This is a genomic window from Micromonospora sp. NPDC048894, assembly GCF_040649765.1.
Lineage (GTDB): Bacteria > Actinomycetota > Actinomycetes > Mycobacteriales > Micromonosporaceae > Micromonospora > Micromonospora antibiotica.
In genome coordinates, this window is record NZ_JBEZFY010000004.1 from 524,908 (window position 1) to 541,858 (window position 16,951).

Below are 16,951 nucleotides of genomic sequence, written 5' to 3' on the forward strand. Positions count from 1 at the left end.
CGGCAGGACCGCCCGCCTGCTCTGGTGAGCAGGCGGGCGTCCTGGCGGTTCGGATCAGGCGCCGCCGTTGGGCGCACCGTGGCAGCGCTTGTACTTGCGACCGGAGCCGCACGGGCAGGGCGCGTTGCGGGACGGACCACCCTCGGCCGACCGGTCGACCGGACCGGTGTTACGCCGGGCGGTGCTGGCTGCGGCAGCCTGACCGCTCGCCCCGGCGGCAGCCGGACGACGGGGCGTACCGGCGGCGGGTCGGGCCTGCGACGGAGCCTGCGGCTGCCCACCGCCGATGCCGAGTGCCGGCGCCGACGGCGCGGGCTCGGGCCGCTCCACGGCCACCGCGCCCGCGCCGGCCTCACCGTCGATGGTGGGGGCGGAGTATTGCAGGCCCTGCTGCTGGGGCGCGCGGTTGAGGCCCTTGGCCCGGATCTCGACCGGCTTGTCCAGCAGCTGCACCTCCTCGGCCTCCGGCTCCGGCTCCTGGACCTGCACCTCCAGGTTGTAGAGGAAGCCGACCGTCTCCTCCTTGATGCCTTCCATCATGGTGGCGAACATGTCGAAGCCCTCGCGCTGGTACTCGATGACCGGGTCGCGCTGGGCGTACGCCCGGAGGCTGATGCCCTCCTGGAGGTAGTCCATCTCGTAGAGGTGCTCGCGCCACTTGCGGTCGATGACCTGGAGCAGCACCATCCGCTCGAGCTGGCGGGTGGCCTCCTCGCCGAGGCTCTCCTCACGCCGGTCGTACGCGGCGTTCGCGTCCTCCTTGAGCCGGGCCAGCAGGAAGTCCTGGTCCAGGCCGGAGCGGGAACCGACCTCCTCCTCCAGCTCGTCGACGGTGACGCCCACCGGGTAGAGCTGCTTGAGGCTCGCCCAGAGCTGGTCGAGGTCCCAATCCTCGGCGTAGCCGTCGCTGGTGGCCCCCACCACGTACGCGCCGATGGTGTCGTCGATCATGTTGCGGACCTGGTCGGAGAGGTCCTCACCGTTGAGCACGCGCAGCCGCTCGGCGTAGATCACCTGGCGCTGCTTGTTGAGCACCTCGTCGTACTTCAGGACGTTCTTGCGGATCTCGGCGTTCTGGCCCTCGATCTGGGCCTGGGCGTTCTTGATCTGCCGGGTGACCATCTTCGACTCGATGGGCACGTCCTCCGGGATGTTGAACCGCTCCATCACCGCCTCGACGGCACCGGCCCGGAACCGCTTCATCAGCTCGTCTTGGAGCGACAGGTAGAACCGGGACTCGCCCGGGTCACCCTGCCGGCCGGCCCGACCGCGCAGCTGGTTGTCGATCCGGCGGGACTCGTGCCGCTCGGTGCCGAGCACGTAGAGGCCACCGGCGGCGGCCACCTCCTCGGCCTCGGTCTCGCACGCCTGCTTCCAGGTGGGCAGGGCCTCCTCCATCGCCTTGGCGTACTCGTCCTCCTGCTCGACCGGGTCGAGGCCGCGCTGGCGCAGCTCGCTGGCGGCGAGGAACTCGGCGTTACCGCCGAGCAGGATGTCGGTGCCCCGGCCGGCCATGTTGGTGGCGACGGTGACCGCGCCCTTACGCCCGGCCTGAGCGACGATCTCGGCCTCGCGGGCGTGGAACTTCGCGTTCAGCACCGAGTGCGGGATGCCCCGGCGGCGCAGTAGCGTGGAGAGGATCTCGGAGTTTTCCACCGAGACGGTGCCGACCAGCACCGGCTGGCCGGCCTGGTGCCGCTCGGCGATGTCCTCGATGACCGCGTTGAACTTGGCCTTCTCGGTCTTGTAGATGACGTCGGCCTTGTCCATCCGGACCATCGGCCGGTGGGTGGGGATGGTCACCACGCCGACCTTGTAGACCTTGTTGAACTCGCCCGCCTCGGTCTGGGCGGTACCGGTCATGCCGGAGAGCTTCTCGTAGAGGCGGAAGTAGTTCTGGAGGGTGATGGTGGCCAGGGTCTGGTTCTCCTGCTTGATCTCCACCCCCTCCTTGGCCTCGATCGCCTGGTGCATGCCCTCGTTGTAGCGGCGGCCGTGCAGGATGCGCCCGGTGAACTCGTCGACGATCAGGACCTCGCCGTCGCTGACGATGTAGTCCTTGTCGCGCTTGTAGAGCTCCTTGGCCTTGATCGCGTTGTTGAGGTAGCCGACCAGCGGAGTGTTGACCGACTCGTAGAGGTTGTCGATGCCGAGCCGGTCCTCGACCTTGGCCACGCCGCGCTCGGTGACCGCGATGGTGCGCTTGGCGTAGTCGACCTCGTAGTCGCCCTCGCCGTCCTTGCCGGACTGGAGGCGGGCCACCACACCGGCGAACTCGCCGTACCAGCGGGCGGAGTGCTCGGCCGGACCGGAGATGATCAGCGGGGTCCGGGCCTCGTCGATCAGGATCGAGTCGACCTCGTCGACCACGGCGAAGTTGTGCCCGCGCTGGACCAGCTCATCGTGGGACCAGGCCATGTTGTCGCGCAGGTAGTCGAAGCCGAACTCGTTGTTGGTCCCGTAGGTGATGTCGCACTCGTAGGCGGCCTTGTGCTCGGCGGCCGGCCGGTTGGGCAGCACCACGCCGACGGTCAGGCCGAGGAACTCGTGCACCTGACCCATCCAGGCGGCGTCGCGCTGGGCCAGGTAGTCGTTGACGGTGACCACGTGCACACCCTTGCCGGAGAGCGCGTTGAGGTAGACCGCCATGACCGAGGTCAGCGTCTTGCCCTCACCGGTCTTCATCTCGGCGATGTTGCCGAAGTGCAGTGCCGCGCCACCCATCACCTGGACGTCGTACGGCCGCTGGCCGAGCACCCGGGCAGCCGCCTCGCGCACCGTGGCGAACGCCTCGGGCAACAGGTCGTCGAGGGTCTCACCATCGGCGAGCCGCTCCCGGTACTGGTCGGTCAGTGATCTCAGCTCGTCGTCGGTGAGGTTGACGTAGTCGTCCTCGATCGAGTTGACGGCGGCGGCGATGGCCTTCAGCCGGCGCACCATACGGCCCTCGCCCGCGCGGAGGACCCTTTCCAGAATCGACACGGATCAACGCTCCCCTAGACAGTCTCGAACCATCGTAGGCGCTCCGTCGGCGCGATGGTCACTGGTGGCGGCGGTCCGACCCGACCAAACCGACATAATGCTCGGCTCGACCCGCCGCCCGGCGGTTATCCGGTTACGCCCACCGCGAACGATCCGGCACGATGACCCGCATGGAGCCTGTGGAGATCATCGAGGACGGCCTGCTGCTGCGTCCGTGGCTCGCCTCGGACGCGGAAGACGTGCACCGGGCTTGCCAGGACCCGGACATCCAGCGCTGGACCACCGTACCGCGTCCGTACCGGCCTGAACACGCCCACGGCTTCGTCACCGAGCTGAGCCCCCGCGCCTGGGCCGAGGGCAGCGGGGCACCGCTCGCGGTCTGCGACGCCGCCACCGGCGAGCTGCTCGGCTCCTGCGGCCTGGTCGCGATCGACCGGGAGGTCGAGACCGGTGAGATCGGCTACTGGACCGCCCCCTGGGCCCGGGGCCGGGGGGTCACCGTGCGGGCCACCCGGGCGGTCGCCCGCTGGGCCTTCGACGCTCTGGCGCTGCGTCGGCTGATCTGGCAGGCCGAGGTCGGCAACCACTTCTCCCGGCTGGTCGCGTTGCGGGCCGGCTTCCAGGTCTCCGGTGAGCTGCGGCTCGCCCGACCCGCCGGGGACGGCCGGGTCGAGGGCTGGATCGGCTCGCTGCTGCCCGGGGAGGTGCCCGCCGCCGGTGCGCCCGGACCGGCCGGACCGGGCACCCTGGAAGCCCGGCGGGCCGCCGTGTTCGGTCGGCCGCAGCCCGTCCTGTTCGCCACCGCCGGGGACACCGAGCTGCGGTTGCGACCGATGGAGGAACGCGACCTGGACGGGGTCGTCGCCACCTGCCGGGACCCGGACACCGTCCGGTGGACCAGCGTGCCGCACCCCTACCAGCACACCGACGCCGAGGGCTACCTGACCTACGGCGGGCTGGCCTGGGCGCGGGGCAGCAGCGCGTGTTTCGTCCTGGCCGACCCGGACGACGCCTTCGCCGGCACCGTCGACCTGCGGTTGAACCCCGTCGACCCGCTGCGGGCCGAGGTCGGCTTCATGACCGCGCCGCACGCCCGGGGCCGGGGCTGGATGCCGGCCGCGCTGGGCGCGCTCGCCGCCTGGGGCATCACCGGCCTCGACCTGGTCCGGATCGAGTGGAAGGCCCACGTCGGCAACACCGCCTCCCGGCGGGCCGCCGAGAAGGCCGGCTTCACCGTCGAGGGCACCCTGCGGGGCGGGGTGCCGCAGCGGGGGGACCGGGTCGACGCCTGGGTCGGCGCGCTGCTCGCCGAGGACCTGACGTGACCCCGCAGACCAACGAAGCCGGGGACCTGACGTGACCCCGCAGACCAACGACGACGGCGGCCTGACGTGAACCCACGGACCATCGAGCCTGGCGAGGACCTGACGTGACCCCGGAGGTCATCGAGGCCGGACCGGTGCGGCTGCGGCCGTTCCGGCCGGACGACGCCGAGGACCTCGCAGCCGGCCGCGACGATCCGGTGAACCTGCGGTTCAACCCGGTGGGGATGCCGCATCCCTACACGGTCGCCGACGCGCACTGGTGGATCTCCGAGGGCGCCCCGGCGGCGTGGCGCAGCGGCGGCGCGGCGTACGCGATCGTCGATGCCGGGACCGACCGGCTGGTCGGCGGGGCCGGGCTCAGCCAGGTGGCGCCGGGCCGGGGGCAGGCTGAGCTGGGCTACTGGGTGGCACCGCGGGCCCGGCGGCGCGGGATCGCCACCGCCACCACCCGGGCCCTGGCGACGGCCGCGTTCCAGGCCGGCCTGGCCCGGCTGGAGCTGCTGATCAGGGCCGAGAACCCGGCCAGCCAGCGGGTCGCGCTGGCCGCCGGCTTCCACCCCGAGGGGGTACGCCGGGCTGCCGGCCCGGGCCGTGACGGCGACCGGTACGACCTGCTCGCCTGGGTACGCCTCGCCGGCGACCCGCCCGGCCCGGTCCCGCGCCTGCTGCCGGACCTGCCTGACGGCCGGCTCACCGACGCGGTGGTGACCCTGCGCCGGCTCGCCCCTGCCGACGCCGAGGTGCTGCACCGGTTGCACACCCGCCCCGAGGTGGTGGCGACCCGGGTCCGTCCGGTCCCACCGACCCGGGCGGACATCGACCGGCGCTGCGCCGTCGCCGAGAGCGACTGGCTGACCGGCCGGGCGGCCGACTTCGCGCTGTGCGACGCGGTGACCGGCACGATGGTCGGCGGTTGCGCTCTGATCCACGACGAGCCGGCCACCGGCCAGGCGATGATCGGCTACAGCCTGCTGCCCGAGGCGCGCGGCCGGGGCCTGGCCACCCGTGCGGTCCGGCTGGTGGCCGACTGGGCGTTCGGCCCGGTGGGTCTGGCCCGCCTCTGGGCCGGCACCGCTCCGTGGAACACCGCCTCCCAGCGCGTCCTGACCCGGGCCGGCTTCCACCGGGAGGGCCTCATGCGTGCCCGCCTCCCCGCCCCGACCCCCGAAACCCCCCGCCCCGACACCCTCCTCTGGTCCCACCTCCCCACCGACCCCCCTCCCTCCCCACCGACCCCACCCCCACCTCCCGGGTGATCAAGAGGTTTACGTCAATTCGATCTTCGTAGCTGACGCAAACCTCTTGATCACCGCGAGCGGGGGCGGGGGCGGGGGCGGCCGGGGGGTGGGGGGTGGGTTAGGTGTCTAGGGAGATGATGCCGTAGTCGTAGGCGTGGCGGCGGTAGACGACGCTGGGGCGGCCGGACTCCTTGTCGTGGAACAGGTAGAAGTCATGGCCGACGAGCTCCATCTGGAACAGGGCGTCGTCGACCGTCATCGGGTCGGCGGGGTGCACCTTGGCCCGGGCGATGTGCCAGGGCTGGTCGTCGTGCTCCTCCGGGCGCTCCTCGACGGCGGTCGCGGTGGCGGTGCCGCCGGCGGGGGCGGCGACGTCGTCCAGGCCGGCCACCGGCAGACCGGCGGTGGCGGCGGCGACGGAGATCGGCGCATGCCGGCCCCGGTGTACGCGGCGGCGGTCGGCCGCCCGGCGCAGTCGGGTGTCCAGCTTGGCGATGGCCGCGTCCAGCGCGCTGTAGAAGTCGTTCGTGCAGGCCTCTGCCCTGATCACCGGCCCACGGGAGACACAGGTGATCTCCACTCGCTGGCAGGTGTCGGACTGCCGGGGATTGCGTTCGTGGAACAGCTCCACATCGACCCGGATGAGCTTGTGATCGTAGCGTTCGATTTTCGCGAGTTTCTCGGCTACGTGTACCCGGTAATGGTCCGGCACTTCGACGTTTCGACCCTTGACCACGATGTCCACGTGACCTCCCTTTTCCGGATGGTCGGCTGATCTTCGAATCCGGTCGAGCAACCTCGGGAGGGCCCCTGGGAGCGTCGACCGGTCAGGTACGGCTACGCCTCCTTCCACCGTCGGGGACGGGTGGGGAACCCTTCCTACCCCGACACGAAAACGCTAACTCCTGTTCGGCCGACAGTCACCCCCGGTTGTGGGAAACCCTCAGAGAATTAACAGCAACCAACACCATGGGGTGAAACGGAAACACGTTGCGTCACCAATGCCGCCGCTTTTGCGTTGCACCCAACACGGCCGCGCCATATGGCGTCATTCCCGCCGCACGCAAGGTCCGACTCAGCGCCGCCAGGGTGGCCCCCGTGGTGAGGATGTCGTCCAGCACCACCACCGTCCGGCCACCCGCACCACGCCCGGCCCACCCCGGCCGCAGCCGGAACGCCGACGCCGCCGCCTCGGCCCGCCCCGCCTGGTCCAGCTCCACCGAATCCGGCCGGGGCAGGGCCCGCACCGGCACCGCCGTCCGCACGTCCCAGCCGGCCCCCCGCAACCGGACCGCCGCGTGCCGGACCAACCGGGTCAGGTGGTCGCCGTAGCGGGCCCGGGCCGCCGCCGCCCGGTCCGGCACCGGCACCAGCAGCACCGGCCGGGCCGGACCCACCGCCGCCACCACCACCTCCGCCAGCAACCCGCCCAACGGCCGGGCCAACCCGTGCCGACCCCGCTCCTTGTACGACAGCAGCACCTCCCGCAGCGGGCCCGCGTACGGGCCGAGGGCGTGGCAGGGCGGCAGGTCCGGCGGAGGCGGGGTGGGACGGGCCGGCACCGGCCGCAGCGCGGCGAGCTGGCGTACGCAGCGCGGGCAGCAGCCCTGCCGCAAGGTCTCGTCCCGCCGACCGCAGCCGGCACAACCGGTCGGGAAGACCAGATCGGTCAGGTCCGCCCAGAGTCCGCCGATGTCCCGCACGAGAGGCTCAGAACAGGAAGAACGGCGCGGTCGGACTGCCCGCCCGGCCACCGGCGGGCGGGGACGGCACGTCCAGCACCTGCTCGCCCCGGATCGTCTCCGCCGACGGTGAACGGTAGCGGTAGGCGACCCCGTTGGCCTCGTACATCATCATGAGGGTGGGCAGCACGTAGGTCGGGTTGCCCGGGTACACCGCGAGGTGGGTCACCCGGGCACCGACGTCGGTGACCAGCCCGGCCTGCAACACCCCGTCCACGCCCACCTCGTAGACCGCCGAACGGTTGGTGGAGCCGGCCACGGCCAGGGTGTTCTCCTGCGCCCAGTCCACCGCCGACAGGTCGGTGAGTGTGGTGGCGACCTGTCGTACCGGGCCGAGGGAGACCACTCCGCCGTCGAGACTCGCCGTGCTGAGGTAGAGCCGCCCACCGACGATCAGTGCGATCCGGTGCCCGTCCAGGGCGGCGGCCACCGCGCTGACCTGACCCGTCGCGCCCACCGGCACCTGGACCATCCGGGCCCGGTCGTCGAACCGGTAGAGCCGCCCGTCGGCCACCACCAGCCCGTACGGCTGGGCCCCGCCGAGCGGGCGCAACCAGACCGGCCGGCCGAGCGCGGTGAAGGTCTGCGTCCCCGGGGTCATCACCTGCACCGGCGCGGCACCGGAACCGGCGACCAGCCGGTGCCGGCCGCCCGGGGCGGTGGTCACCAGGGCGGCGAGGGTCTTGTCCTCGACGGCCCGCCGCAGGGCCGCCGAGACGATGGTGTGGTTGTCCTCCACGCGGATCGGCACGGGGCCGATGGGCTCGGCCTCGAAGACGAGCGGATGGATCGCCCCGTCATAGACGGTGAACCGCTGCGGCGCCTCGGTGAGCGGATAGACCGGGTTGGCGAGCCGGTGGGCGGCCAGGTCGTCGATGGTCACCCGGGACTGGTTGCGGGTGGTGAGCTGGAGCGGGCCGTCCAGGTCGGACAGCGACCAGGACAGCTGGATGCCGAGTTTCTCCAGTTTGCGACGGTCGTCCCCGGGCAGGTCGAGGTTGACCTCCCACCGGCCGTCGGTCTTGACCGCGTTGTTGATCAGGGCGGTCCGGTCCGGCAGGCCGCTCGCCCCCTGGCGGAGCCAGTCCGACGGGCCGGCGATCAGCCACTTGACCGCCTCGCTGACCAGCCGCTCGTTGGGCACGGCGAGGGGCAGGTAACGCTGGTCGGCGACCAGCCGGGTGGCGTCGGAGTTCCAGAAGTAGACCGTACGGATCTGGTAGTACAGCCGCAGGCTCAACGTGTCCAGCAGCAGCACGCTCGGCGGATCGGTGACGTAGTAGCCGCCGTCCTGCGTGCTCTCCTGGCCCGGCTCGGCGGAGCCGCGCAGCGAGAACTGGTATTCGGTGTCCGTCACCACCGGCGGGCCGAGCACCCCGTTGGCCCGCAGCAGCCCCACCTGCTGCACCGGCACCCGAACGGTGAGCAGACCGTTGACGTTCTCGGTGATCACCGGCTTCTCGGTCAGCCGGACCACGTTGATCGCGACCTCACTGCCCTGTTTCTCCGCGAGCCGGTTGCGGTCCTCGCGGGCGATGAACTGCTTGACCCGGGCGTACGCCCGCTCGGGCTCACCGGCCGCGGCGGCCAGGAAGTTGCGGACGAAGGTCTCCCGGTCGGCGCCGCTGGACGTGCGGGTGGGGGGTTCGCCCCGGCCGGAGCTGGACGCGCCCGCCGAGACGGCCGGCCCGGACCCGTCCACCTGCACGTCGGTGCGGTCGGGGATGCCGCAGCCGGTGGCGAGCGCCAGCAGTACGACGCAGAGCAGCCCGGCCAGCGCCCGGCGCCCCACGGCCGGGCCCGCGCCCGTGCGACGACTCACGACCGGACCTCCGCCCGCTCGTCGGGCACGGCGGCCGGACCGGGGCCGATGGCCAGGACACCACCGTCGGCGGGCCCGATCGCCAACAGGTCGCCGTCTCGCGGGCCACCGAAGGGCAGGGTGGCGTCCGCCGGCACCAGCCGCAGCGGTGAGGTGGTGAGCCGGTCGCCGGAGCGGACCGGCAGGGTGAGTCGGAACTGGGCGCCCTGCCCCGGCGCCCCCCACGCCTCCAGCCAGCCGCCGTGCAGCCGGGCGTCCTCCAGGCTGATCGACAACCCCAGCCCGGTCCCGCCGGTCTGCCGGGCCCGGGACGGGTCGGCCCGCCAGAACCGGTTGAAGACCAGCTTCTCCTCGCCCGGCTTGAGCCCGACGCCGTGGTCGCGGACGGTGACCGCGACGGCGGTCTGGTCGACGCCCAGGGTGATCACCACCGGTTTGGCCTCGCCGTGCTCCACGGCGTTGCCGACCAGGTTGCGCAGCACCCGCTCGACCCGACGCGGGTCCACCTCGGCGATCACCGGGCTGGTCGGCACCGCCAGCTCGATGGTGACGCCGACCCGTTCGGCCAGTCCGGCGAGGCGGTCGGCGACCCGGTGCACCACCGGCACCAGGTCGGTCGGCTCGGAGTCGAGCATGGCGAAGCCGGCGTCGAAGCGGCTGATCTCCAGCAGGTCGGTGAGCAACTCCTCGAACCGGTCCAGCTCCGCCTGGAGCAGCTCGGCGCTGCGGGCCACCGCCGGGTCGAACTCGTCGCGCTCGGCGAAGATCAGGTCGGCGGCCATCCGGACGGTGGTCAGCGGGGTCCGCAGCTCGTGCGAGACGTCGGAGGTGAACCGGCGCTGGAGGCGGGACATCTCCTCCAGGCGGAGGATCTGCCGTTGCAGGTTGGTGGCCATCTGGTTGAACGAGGCGGCGAGCAGGGCGAGGTCGTCCTCGCCGTTGACCACCATCCGCTGGTCGAGCAGGCCCGCGGAGAGCCGCTGGGCGGTGCGCGCGGCGACCCGGACCGGGGTCACCACCAACCGGGTGACCAGGGCGGCGAGCAGGCCGAGCAGCAGCACCAGGGCCACCCCGGTGGCCAGGACGGTGGCCCGGGCGTCGGCGGCGGTGGCGTCCTGCCGGTTGAGCGGGACGAGGTAGTAGAGCTCCAGCTGGCCGAAGCGGGTGGGCACCGGGGAGCCGTAGACCAGGTATTTCGTCCGCTCCCCGGTGAGCTGGCCGGTGCGGATCTGGTGGGCCACCTTACCGTCGGCGACGGCGGCCCGTAGCTCCCGGCTGACCAGCGGCCGGACGTCCATCGCCGGGGAGGTGCGGGTCTCGATGATGCCGGCGTAGTTGTCCGCGGTGATCGCCACCACCACCCCGCTGGTCTGCTGCGGGTCGCCCCCGGCCAGATAGTTGACCGTGCCCTCGACGGTGTCCTGGAGCTGCGCCTCCTGGGGCTGGCTGTAGAGGTTGAACTGCTTGGCCGAGTAGTCACTGCCGTTGCGCAGCCGCAGCAGCACGTCGGTCTCGGCGTTCTCGAGCAGGATGCTGGTGATCTTGTCGGCGATCAGGTAGGCGAAGCCGCCGACCAGCAGGCTGGACACCACCAGCGTGATGGTCACCACCCGGACCTGCAACGACCGCCGCCAGGTCTGCCGCAGGCCGGCGGTCACCCGCAGGCAACGGCCCAGCAGGGCACGCCACACCGCCCGCGCGGCGGGACGCCAGCCGGCGGTGTGCTCGGGGGTGGGGTCGGGGGCACTGGTCACGGTGCAGACCAGGCTATCCGGTACCCGCCTTGTATCCCACGCCCCGCACGGTCAGGATGATTTCCGGCCGCTCCGGGTCCGGCTCGATCTTGGCGCGCAACCGCTGCACGTGCACGTTGACCAGCCGGGTGTCCGCCGCGTGCCGGTAACCCCAGACCTGCTCCAGCAGGACCTCCCGGGTGAAGACCTGACGCGGCTTGCGGGCCAGCGCGACCAGCAGGTCGAACTCCAGCGGCGTCAGCTTCACCTCGTCGCCGTCCCGGCTGACGGTGTGCGCCGGCACGTCGATGGTGATCTGGTTACCGGGCGGGCCGATGGTCAGCATCTCCGGGGCGACGTCCTCGCCCCGCCGCAGCCGGGCCCGCATCCGGGCCACCAGCTCCTTCGGCTTGAACGGCTTGACCACGTAGTCGTCGGCACCCGACTCCAGGCCGAGCACCACGTCGACGGTGTCGCTCTTGGCGGTCAGCATGACGATCGGCACACCCGACTCGCCACGGATCGCCCGCGCCACGTCGATACCACTCATCCCGGGCAACATCAGGTCGAGCAGCACGATGTCGGGTCGACTGTCCCGGAACGCAGCCAACGCCCGTTCCCCGTCGGCGACGAAGGAAGGCAGGAAACCCTCACTGCGCAGGACGATGCCGAGCATCTCGGCGAGCGCGGGGTCGTCGTCGACCACCAGCACCCGGGCTCTCATGGGGTTTATGTTTCCATCCCCGTTCAGTCGGTGGGATCGCGTCTGGATGGCACGGTACTGCCGGGAGAGGTGCCACCGCACGCCCCACGCGCGATATCTCCCCCGATGGCCGTATCGGTGGCCCGCACGGCGGATCCACCCGGCCGGTCGGACCGTGTCACCATGATCCCCGGGCAGGTCGCCCCCCGCCAGCCACCATCCGCAGGAGTACGCGTGCCCGATGTCGGCCCGACCGCCGTGCTCCCCCGCCGTCCACTCACCGTCGGTGAACTGCTCGACTCCGCCGTGCTGCTGCTGCGGGCCCAGGGGCGGGTGCTGGTCCCCCTGGGCGTCCTGCTCGCCGCCGGTGAACAGGTGCTGTTGTACCCGCTGCGCCGGCTCGCCGACGCCGTACCCCCGGTGTGGTGGAGCGAGAGCGGGTCGTTTCCGCTCTGGTGGCAACTGCTCGCGGTGGGCGCCGCCGGTGAGGCGGTGATCGTCCTGCTGCTCGGCAACCCGGCCGCGCGGGCGGCCGGCGCGGCCCTGCTCGGCCGCCACACCGGCGTGGGGGACCTGCTCCGCCCGGCCGGAGCCCACTGGGGGGTCACCCTGCTGCTCGCCCCGGCGGTCGGCCTGCTGATGCTGGTCGCGGCGCTGCTCGGCCCGGCCTGGCTCGTCGGCTGGGGACTGCTCGGCTCGGTCGCCGCAGCCGTGGTGGTGGACCGGGTGCCCGGACCGTCAGCGGTGCCCCGGTCGGTCCGCGTCGCGCTGCGCGGTCGGGCCGCCGCCGTCCGGCTGCTCGGCTACCTCGGCTGGTGGGTGCTGCGGGTCGGTCTCGCCCTCGGTCTCTTCTTCGGCGTCGAGTCGCTGCACCTGGTCGACCTGGCCGACCCCGACGTGCGGGTCGTCGCCGCGATGCTCGCCTGGGCGGCGGTGAACAGCGTCGCCTACCCCGCGCTGGCCTGTCTCGACGCGGTGAACCACCTGGACACCCGGATGCGCGCCGAAGGGCTGGACATCCGGCTCGCCCGTACCCCCGCGGGGTCCGTCGCGGCCGGCCTGCCGGCGGTCGATCGGTGAGCCGGTGGTGGACGGAGGCCGTCGCCGCGCTCGGCGACGTGCTGCCGCTGCCGCTGGCCGCGCTGCTGCTGGTGCTGGTCGCCGGGCTGACCGCGCTCGCCTGGTACCACTTCCCGGCCTGGGTGCCCCGCCGACTGCCCCGCTGGCGACTGCCCCGCTGGCGGCTGCCCCGCTGGCGGCTGCCCCGCTGGCGGCTGCCCCGCTGGCGGCGACGGCAGCGGTCGGCCGACGACCCGCCCGGCGTCACCCTGCCCCGCCCCCGCACCGGAGACGACACCCCCGCCGCCGGCCCCGGGCGCTCCCTGGCCGACCGGCTGGCCGCCGAGGGCCGGTACGCCGAAGCCGTCCGGGAACGGCTGCGCGACATGATCCGCCGGCTGGTCGCCGTCGGTGCGGTCGCACCCCGACCCGGGATGACCGTCACCGAACTGACCGACGCGGCAGCCCACGCCCGTCCCCCGGTCGACCCGCCGTTGCGCGCCGCCGGAGCGATCTTCGCCGAGCTGTGGTACGCCCAACGCCCCGCCGCCGCCGGACACGACCAGCGGATGCGGGAACTCGCCGACGAGCTGGACCGGGCCCTCACCCACCCACGGCCGGACGGAGGGCCCCGGTGACCCGCCCCGCCACACCGACGGTCGACAGCCCGCCACCGGCCCCCGTCCGCCCGCCACCGGCCGGGCCGGTACGGCGGCGCCGCCGGCACCGGGTGATCGTGCCGCTGGCGTTGGCCGCCGCGCTGCTCGCCGGCACCGTCGGTGCCCACGCGCTGGACCAGCCCGACCCGACCGAACCCGGTTTCCTCTCCCCGGTCGCCACCGACGACGACGGTGGCAGCCGCCTCGCCGACGCGCTGCGCGCCCGGGGCGTCACCGTGGACCGGGAGACCGACCTGCTGCCCGCCCTGCTCGGCCTCGACCGTGGCCCGGCCACCCTCTTCGTGCCGGCGGCGGAACTGCTGCACCCCGACACCCTCGACACGCTGGGCGAGCTGCCGGCCGGCCGGCGACTGGTCCTCGTCGACCCGTCCCGCCGGGTGCTCGAATCCGCCGGCCTGCCGGTGGTGCCCACCGACCGCCGGTGGGCCGCCCGGGCCGTCGGACCCGACACCGACGGTCGGCCCTGTCCACTACCCGAGGCGAGCCGGGCCGGGGTGGCCGCCGCCCGGCTCCAGCGGTACGCCGCCGCGCCCGGTACCGCAGCCACCCTCGACCGCTGCTACGGCGACGGCCTGGTCCGGCTGCCCGGCCGGGCCGAGGTGGTGGTGATCGGTGCCAGCGACCCGTTCCGCAACGAACGGATCGCCGAACACGGCAACGAGACGCTCGGCACCGGCCTGCTCGGCGTCCACGGTCGGGTGGTCTGGTTGGACCTGGACGGGCCGGCACCGGCCCCCACGGTCGGCCGTCCCGACGGCACCGGCGAGCCCGCCTGGTCACCCGCCCCCGGCGGGTCCACCGGTTACGGCGACGGCACCGGCGAGCAGGGCCCGGGTGGCCCCGGACCCGCCACCGGCGGAGGCGACGGACGGGGTGACGCCCCCGACTCGGCCGGTCCGCCACCACCCGACGACCACCCGCTGCTGGACGCCTTCCCGCCCTGGTTCTGGGCGCTACTGCTCCAACTCGCCCTGGCCGCCCTGCTGACCGTGCTGTGGCGGGCCCGCCGGCTCGGCCCACCGGTCACCGAGCCGCTGCCGGTCGAGGTCCGCGCCGCCGAGACCGCCCTCGGCCGGGCCCGGCTCTACCAACGGGCCCGCGCCCGGGGCCCGGCCGCCGAGATCCTGCGCACCGCCACGCTGGGACGGTTGCGCGGCCGGCTCGACCTGCCCGCGACCCTCGCACCGGCGGAGTTGGCGGCCCGGGTGGCCGGGCCGGCCGGCGGCACCCCGGAGCAGATCCACGAGCTGCTCTTCGGCGCGGCGCCCGGGACCGACGCCGAACTGCTGGAGCTGGCCCGGTCGCTGGACCGGCTGACCCGTACCGTGGCGGCAGCGCCCGGCCGTCCGACCGAAGGAGACCCCCGGTGACCCGACCCGCCACCACCGCCGAGCCCACGGCCGGCCCGGACGACGCCCGGGCCGCCCTGCACCGGCTGCGCACCGAGGTGGCCAAGGCGGTCGTCGGCCAGGACGCCGTGGTCACCGGCCTGGTCATCGCCCTGCTCTGCCGGGGCCACGTCCTGCTGGAAGGCGTGCCCGGGGTGGCCAAGACGTTGCTGATCCGCACCGTCGCCACCGCCCTCGAGCTGGACTCCAAGCGGGTCCAGTTCACCCCCGACCTGATGCCCGGTGACGTCACCGGTTCGCTGATCTTCGACCCGCGTACCGCCGCGTTCACCTTCCGGGAGGGGCCGGTCTTCACCAACCTGCTGCTCGCCGACGAGATCAACCGGACGCCGCCGAAGACCCAGTCGGCGCTGCTGGAGGTGATGGAGGAGCGCCAGGTGTCCGTCGAGGGCGCCCGCCGGCCGCTGCCCGAGCCGTTCATCGTGGCCGCCACCCAGAACCCCGTCGAGTACGAGGGCACCTACCCGTTACCCGAGGCGCAGCTCGACCGGTTCCTGCTCAAGCTGACCGTGCCGCTGCCCAACCGGGACGAGGAGCTGGGGGTGCTGCGCGCCCACCACGCCGGCTTCGACCCCCGTGACCTCGGCGCGGCCGGCGTACGCCCGGTGGCCGGCGTCGCCGACCTGGCCGCCGCCCGGGAGGCGGTGGGCCGGGTGCACGTGGCCGAGCCGGTGCTCGGCTACATCGTGGACCTGTGCCGGGCCACCCGGACCGCCCCGGCGCTGGAGCTGGGTGCGTCGCCCCGGGGCGCCACCGGCCTGCTCAGCACCGCGAAGGCGTGGGCCTGGCTGGCCGGCCGGGACCACGTCACCCCCGACGACGTGAAGGCCACCGCCCGCCCGACGTTGCGGCACCGGCTGCGGTTGCGCCCCGAGGTGGAGTTGGAGGGGGTCGGGGTCGACATGGTGCTGGACACGGTGCTGGCCACCGTGCCGACCCCGCGATGACCTGGCGGGCGGCCGTGCTGCTGCTGGTGGGGGTGCCCACCCTGGCGTTCTGGCCGGACCCGGTGCGCGGGGTGGCCGTGATGACCGGCGCGGTGCTGCTGCTGACCGCCGTGGACTGGGCGCTCGCCGCCCCGCTGCACACGATCACCGTCGACCGTGAGGGTGACCGGGCCGTCCGGCTGGGCCGGTCCGCGACGGTCACCCTGCGCCTGACCAACACCTCCGGCCGTACGCTGCGTGCCCAGGTGCGCGACGGGTGGGTGCCGTCGGCGGGGGCCCGTCCGGACGTACCGCCGGACCGGGTGTCCCGGGTCGGACCGGGCGGGGTGCTGGTGCTGCCCAACCGGCTCACCCCCACCCGGCGCGGCGACCGGCCGGCGGTGACGGTGACGGTGCGCTCGCTCGGGCCGCTCGGGTTGGCGTTGCGGCAGCGGGCGGGCCGGCCGGCCACCCCCGGCTGGACGCTGCGGGTGCTGCCCCGGTTCGACTCCCGTCGGCACCTGCCGGAGAAGCTGTCCCGGCTGCGGGTCATCGACGGCACCCAGGTCGCCCGGGGGCGGGGCCAGGGCACCGAGTTCGACACCCTGCGCGAGTACGTGGTCGGCGACGACGTCCGGTCGATCGACTGGCGGGCCAGCGCCCGCCGCGCGGACGTGCTGGTCCGCACCTGGCGTCCGGAGCGCGACAGACGACTGGTGTGTGTGCTGGACACCGGCCGTACCTCGGCGGTACGCGTCAGGGACGAGCCCCGGCTGGACACCGCCATCGACGCCGCGCTGCTGCTGACCGCGTTGGCCTCCCGGGCCGGCGACCGGGTCGACCTGCTCGCCGCCGACGCGCAGATCCGGACCACGGTCACCGGTGGCAGCCAGCCGGCCCTGCTCCACCGGTTGGTGAACGCGCTCGCGCCCCTGCACCCGGCGCTGGTGGAAACCGACTTCGACCTGATCGTCGCGGAGATCCTGCGCCGGCACCGGCGGCGCAGCCTGGTGGTGCTCCTCACCGCCCTGGAGGCGGGCGCGCTCGCCGAGGGGCTGCTGCCGGTGCTGCCCCGGCTGGCCGCCCGGCACCGGGTGATCGTGGCGGCCGCGCACGACCCGGTGCTCACCGCGTTGACCACCACCCCGCCGGTCCGCACCGGGGACGCCTACGCCGCCGCGGCCGGCTGGCGGGCGCTCGCCGAGCGGGACCGGGTCCGCGCCGCCCTCGGCCGGTACGGGGTGACCGTGGTGGACGCCCCGGCGGACCGCCTCGCCCCCGCCCTGGCCGACACCTACCTGCGCCTCAAGGCCCTCGGGCAGCTCTGACCCG

Annotated in this window: 13 protein-coding genes; 7 read left to right on the forward strand and 6 right to left on the reverse strand. The window is 73.6% G+C overall.

Annotated elements, in window-relative coordinates:
• Positions 1–54: 54 nt before the first annotated feature.
• The gene (secA, locus tag AB0C22_RS11960) at positions 55–2,982 is read right to left on the reverse strand and encodes a preprotein translocase subunit SecA (RefSeq protein WP_219467464.1); all 2,928 of its coding nucleotides are present in this window, start codon (positions 2,980–2,982) and stop codon (positions 55–57) included.
• 170 nt (positions 2,983–3,152) lie between these two features.
• On the opposite strand from secA, the gene AB0C22_RS11965 reads away from it, so the two are divergent.
• Positions 3,153–4,307 (forward strand): GNAT family N-acetyltransferase, encoded by a 1,155-nt coding sequence (locus AB0C22_RS11965; RefSeq protein ID WP_219467461.1) that lies wholly within the window; start codon positions 3,153–3,155, stop codon positions 4,305–4,307.
• A gap of 104 nt (positions 4,308–4,411) precedes the next feature.
• Positions 4,412–5,563: a GNAT family N-acetyltransferase gene (locus AB0C22_RS11970; protein WP_219467422.1), complete on the forward strand. Its 1,152-nt coding sequence runs from the start codon at positions 4,412–4,414 to the stop codon at positions 5,561–5,563.
• Positions 5,564–5,663: 100 nt separating this feature from the next.
• Here the strand turns inward: AB0C22_RS11970 and raiA are convergent, their stop codons facing one another.
• The 5 genes from raiA to mtrA all read right to left on the reverse strand — a co-directional run bounded on the left by raiA (position 5,664) and on the right by mtrA (position 11,566).
• Entirely contained in the window at positions 5,664–6,290 is a 627-nt protein-coding gene (gene raiA, locus AB0C22_RS11975) for a ribosome-associated translation inhibitor RaiA (protein WP_208570338.1), read from the reverse strand.
• A 250-nt stretch (positions 6,291–6,540) separates the two neighbouring features.
• Positions 6,541–7,248 (reverse strand): ComF family protein, encoded by a 708-nt coding sequence (locus AB0C22_RS11980; protein WP_357534837.1) that lies wholly within the window; start codon positions 7,246–7,248, stop codon positions 6,541–6,543.
• A 7-nt stretch (positions 7,249–7,255) separates the two neighbouring features.
• On the reverse strand, positions 7,256–9,109 hold the full coding sequence (locus AB0C22_RS11985) for an LpqB family beta-propeller domain-containing protein (RefSeq protein ID WP_357534839.1): 1,854 nt from the start codon (positions 9,107–9,109) through the stop codon (positions 7,256–7,258).
• Positions 9,106–10,800, reverse strand: coding sequence for an MtrAB system histidine kinase MtrB (mtrB, locus tag AB0C22_RS11990; protein ID WP_308291130.1), 1,695 nt, complete (start codon positions 10,798–10,800; stop codon positions 9,106–9,108). The genes AB0C22_RS11985 and mtrB overlap by 4 nt, the downstream gene beginning before the upstream one ends.
• 76 nt (positions 10,801–10,876) lie before the next feature.
• Positions 10,877–11,566 (reverse strand): MtrAB system response regulator MtrA, encoded by a 690-nt coding sequence (mtrA, locus tag AB0C22_RS11995; protein WP_208570335.1) that lies wholly within the window; start codon positions 11,564–11,566, stop codon positions 10,877–10,879.
• Positions 11,567–11,779: 213 nt separating this feature from the next.
• Between mtrA and AB0C22_RS12000 the strand changes: the two genes are divergently transcribed.
• Genes AB0C22_RS12000 through AB0C22_RS12020 form a run of 5 tightly spaced genes read left to right on the forward strand, consistent with a single transcriptional unit; the run spans position 11,780 to position 16,947 of the window.
• Positions 11,780–12,625 (forward strand): hypothetical protein, encoded by an 846-nt coding sequence (locus tag AB0C22_RS12000; RefSeq protein ID WP_208570334.1) that lies wholly within the window; start codon positions 11,780–11,782, stop codon positions 12,623–12,625.
• Complete coding sequence (locus tag AB0C22_RS12005) at positions 12,622–13,242, forward strand: DUF4129 domain-containing protein (protein ID WP_357534841.1); 621 nt, start codon at positions 12,622–12,624, stop codon at positions 13,240–13,242. The genes AB0C22_RS12000 and AB0C22_RS12005 overlap by 4 nt, the downstream gene beginning before the upstream one ends.
• On the forward strand, positions 13,239–14,654 hold the full coding sequence (locus AB0C22_RS12010) for a DUF4350 domain-containing protein (protein WP_255597897.1): 1,416 nt from the start codon (positions 13,239–13,241) through the stop codon (positions 14,652–14,654). Before AB0C22_RS12005 ends, AB0C22_RS12010 begins: the two co-directional genes overlap by 4 nt.
• Complete coding sequence (locus AB0C22_RS12015) at positions 14,651–15,640, forward strand: MoxR family ATPase (protein WP_219467415.1); 990 nt, start codon at positions 14,651–14,653, stop codon at positions 15,638–15,640. Before AB0C22_RS12010 ends, AB0C22_RS12015 begins: the two co-directional genes overlap by 4 nt.
• Positions 15,637–16,947: a DUF58 domain-containing protein gene (locus AB0C22_RS12020; protein WP_219467413.1), complete on the forward strand. Its 1,311-nt coding sequence runs from the start codon at positions 15,637–15,639 to the stop codon at positions 16,945–16,947. Before AB0C22_RS12015 ends, AB0C22_RS12020 begins: the two co-directional genes overlap by 4 nt.
• The last annotated feature ends 4 nt before the right edge of the window (positions 16,948–16,951 follow it).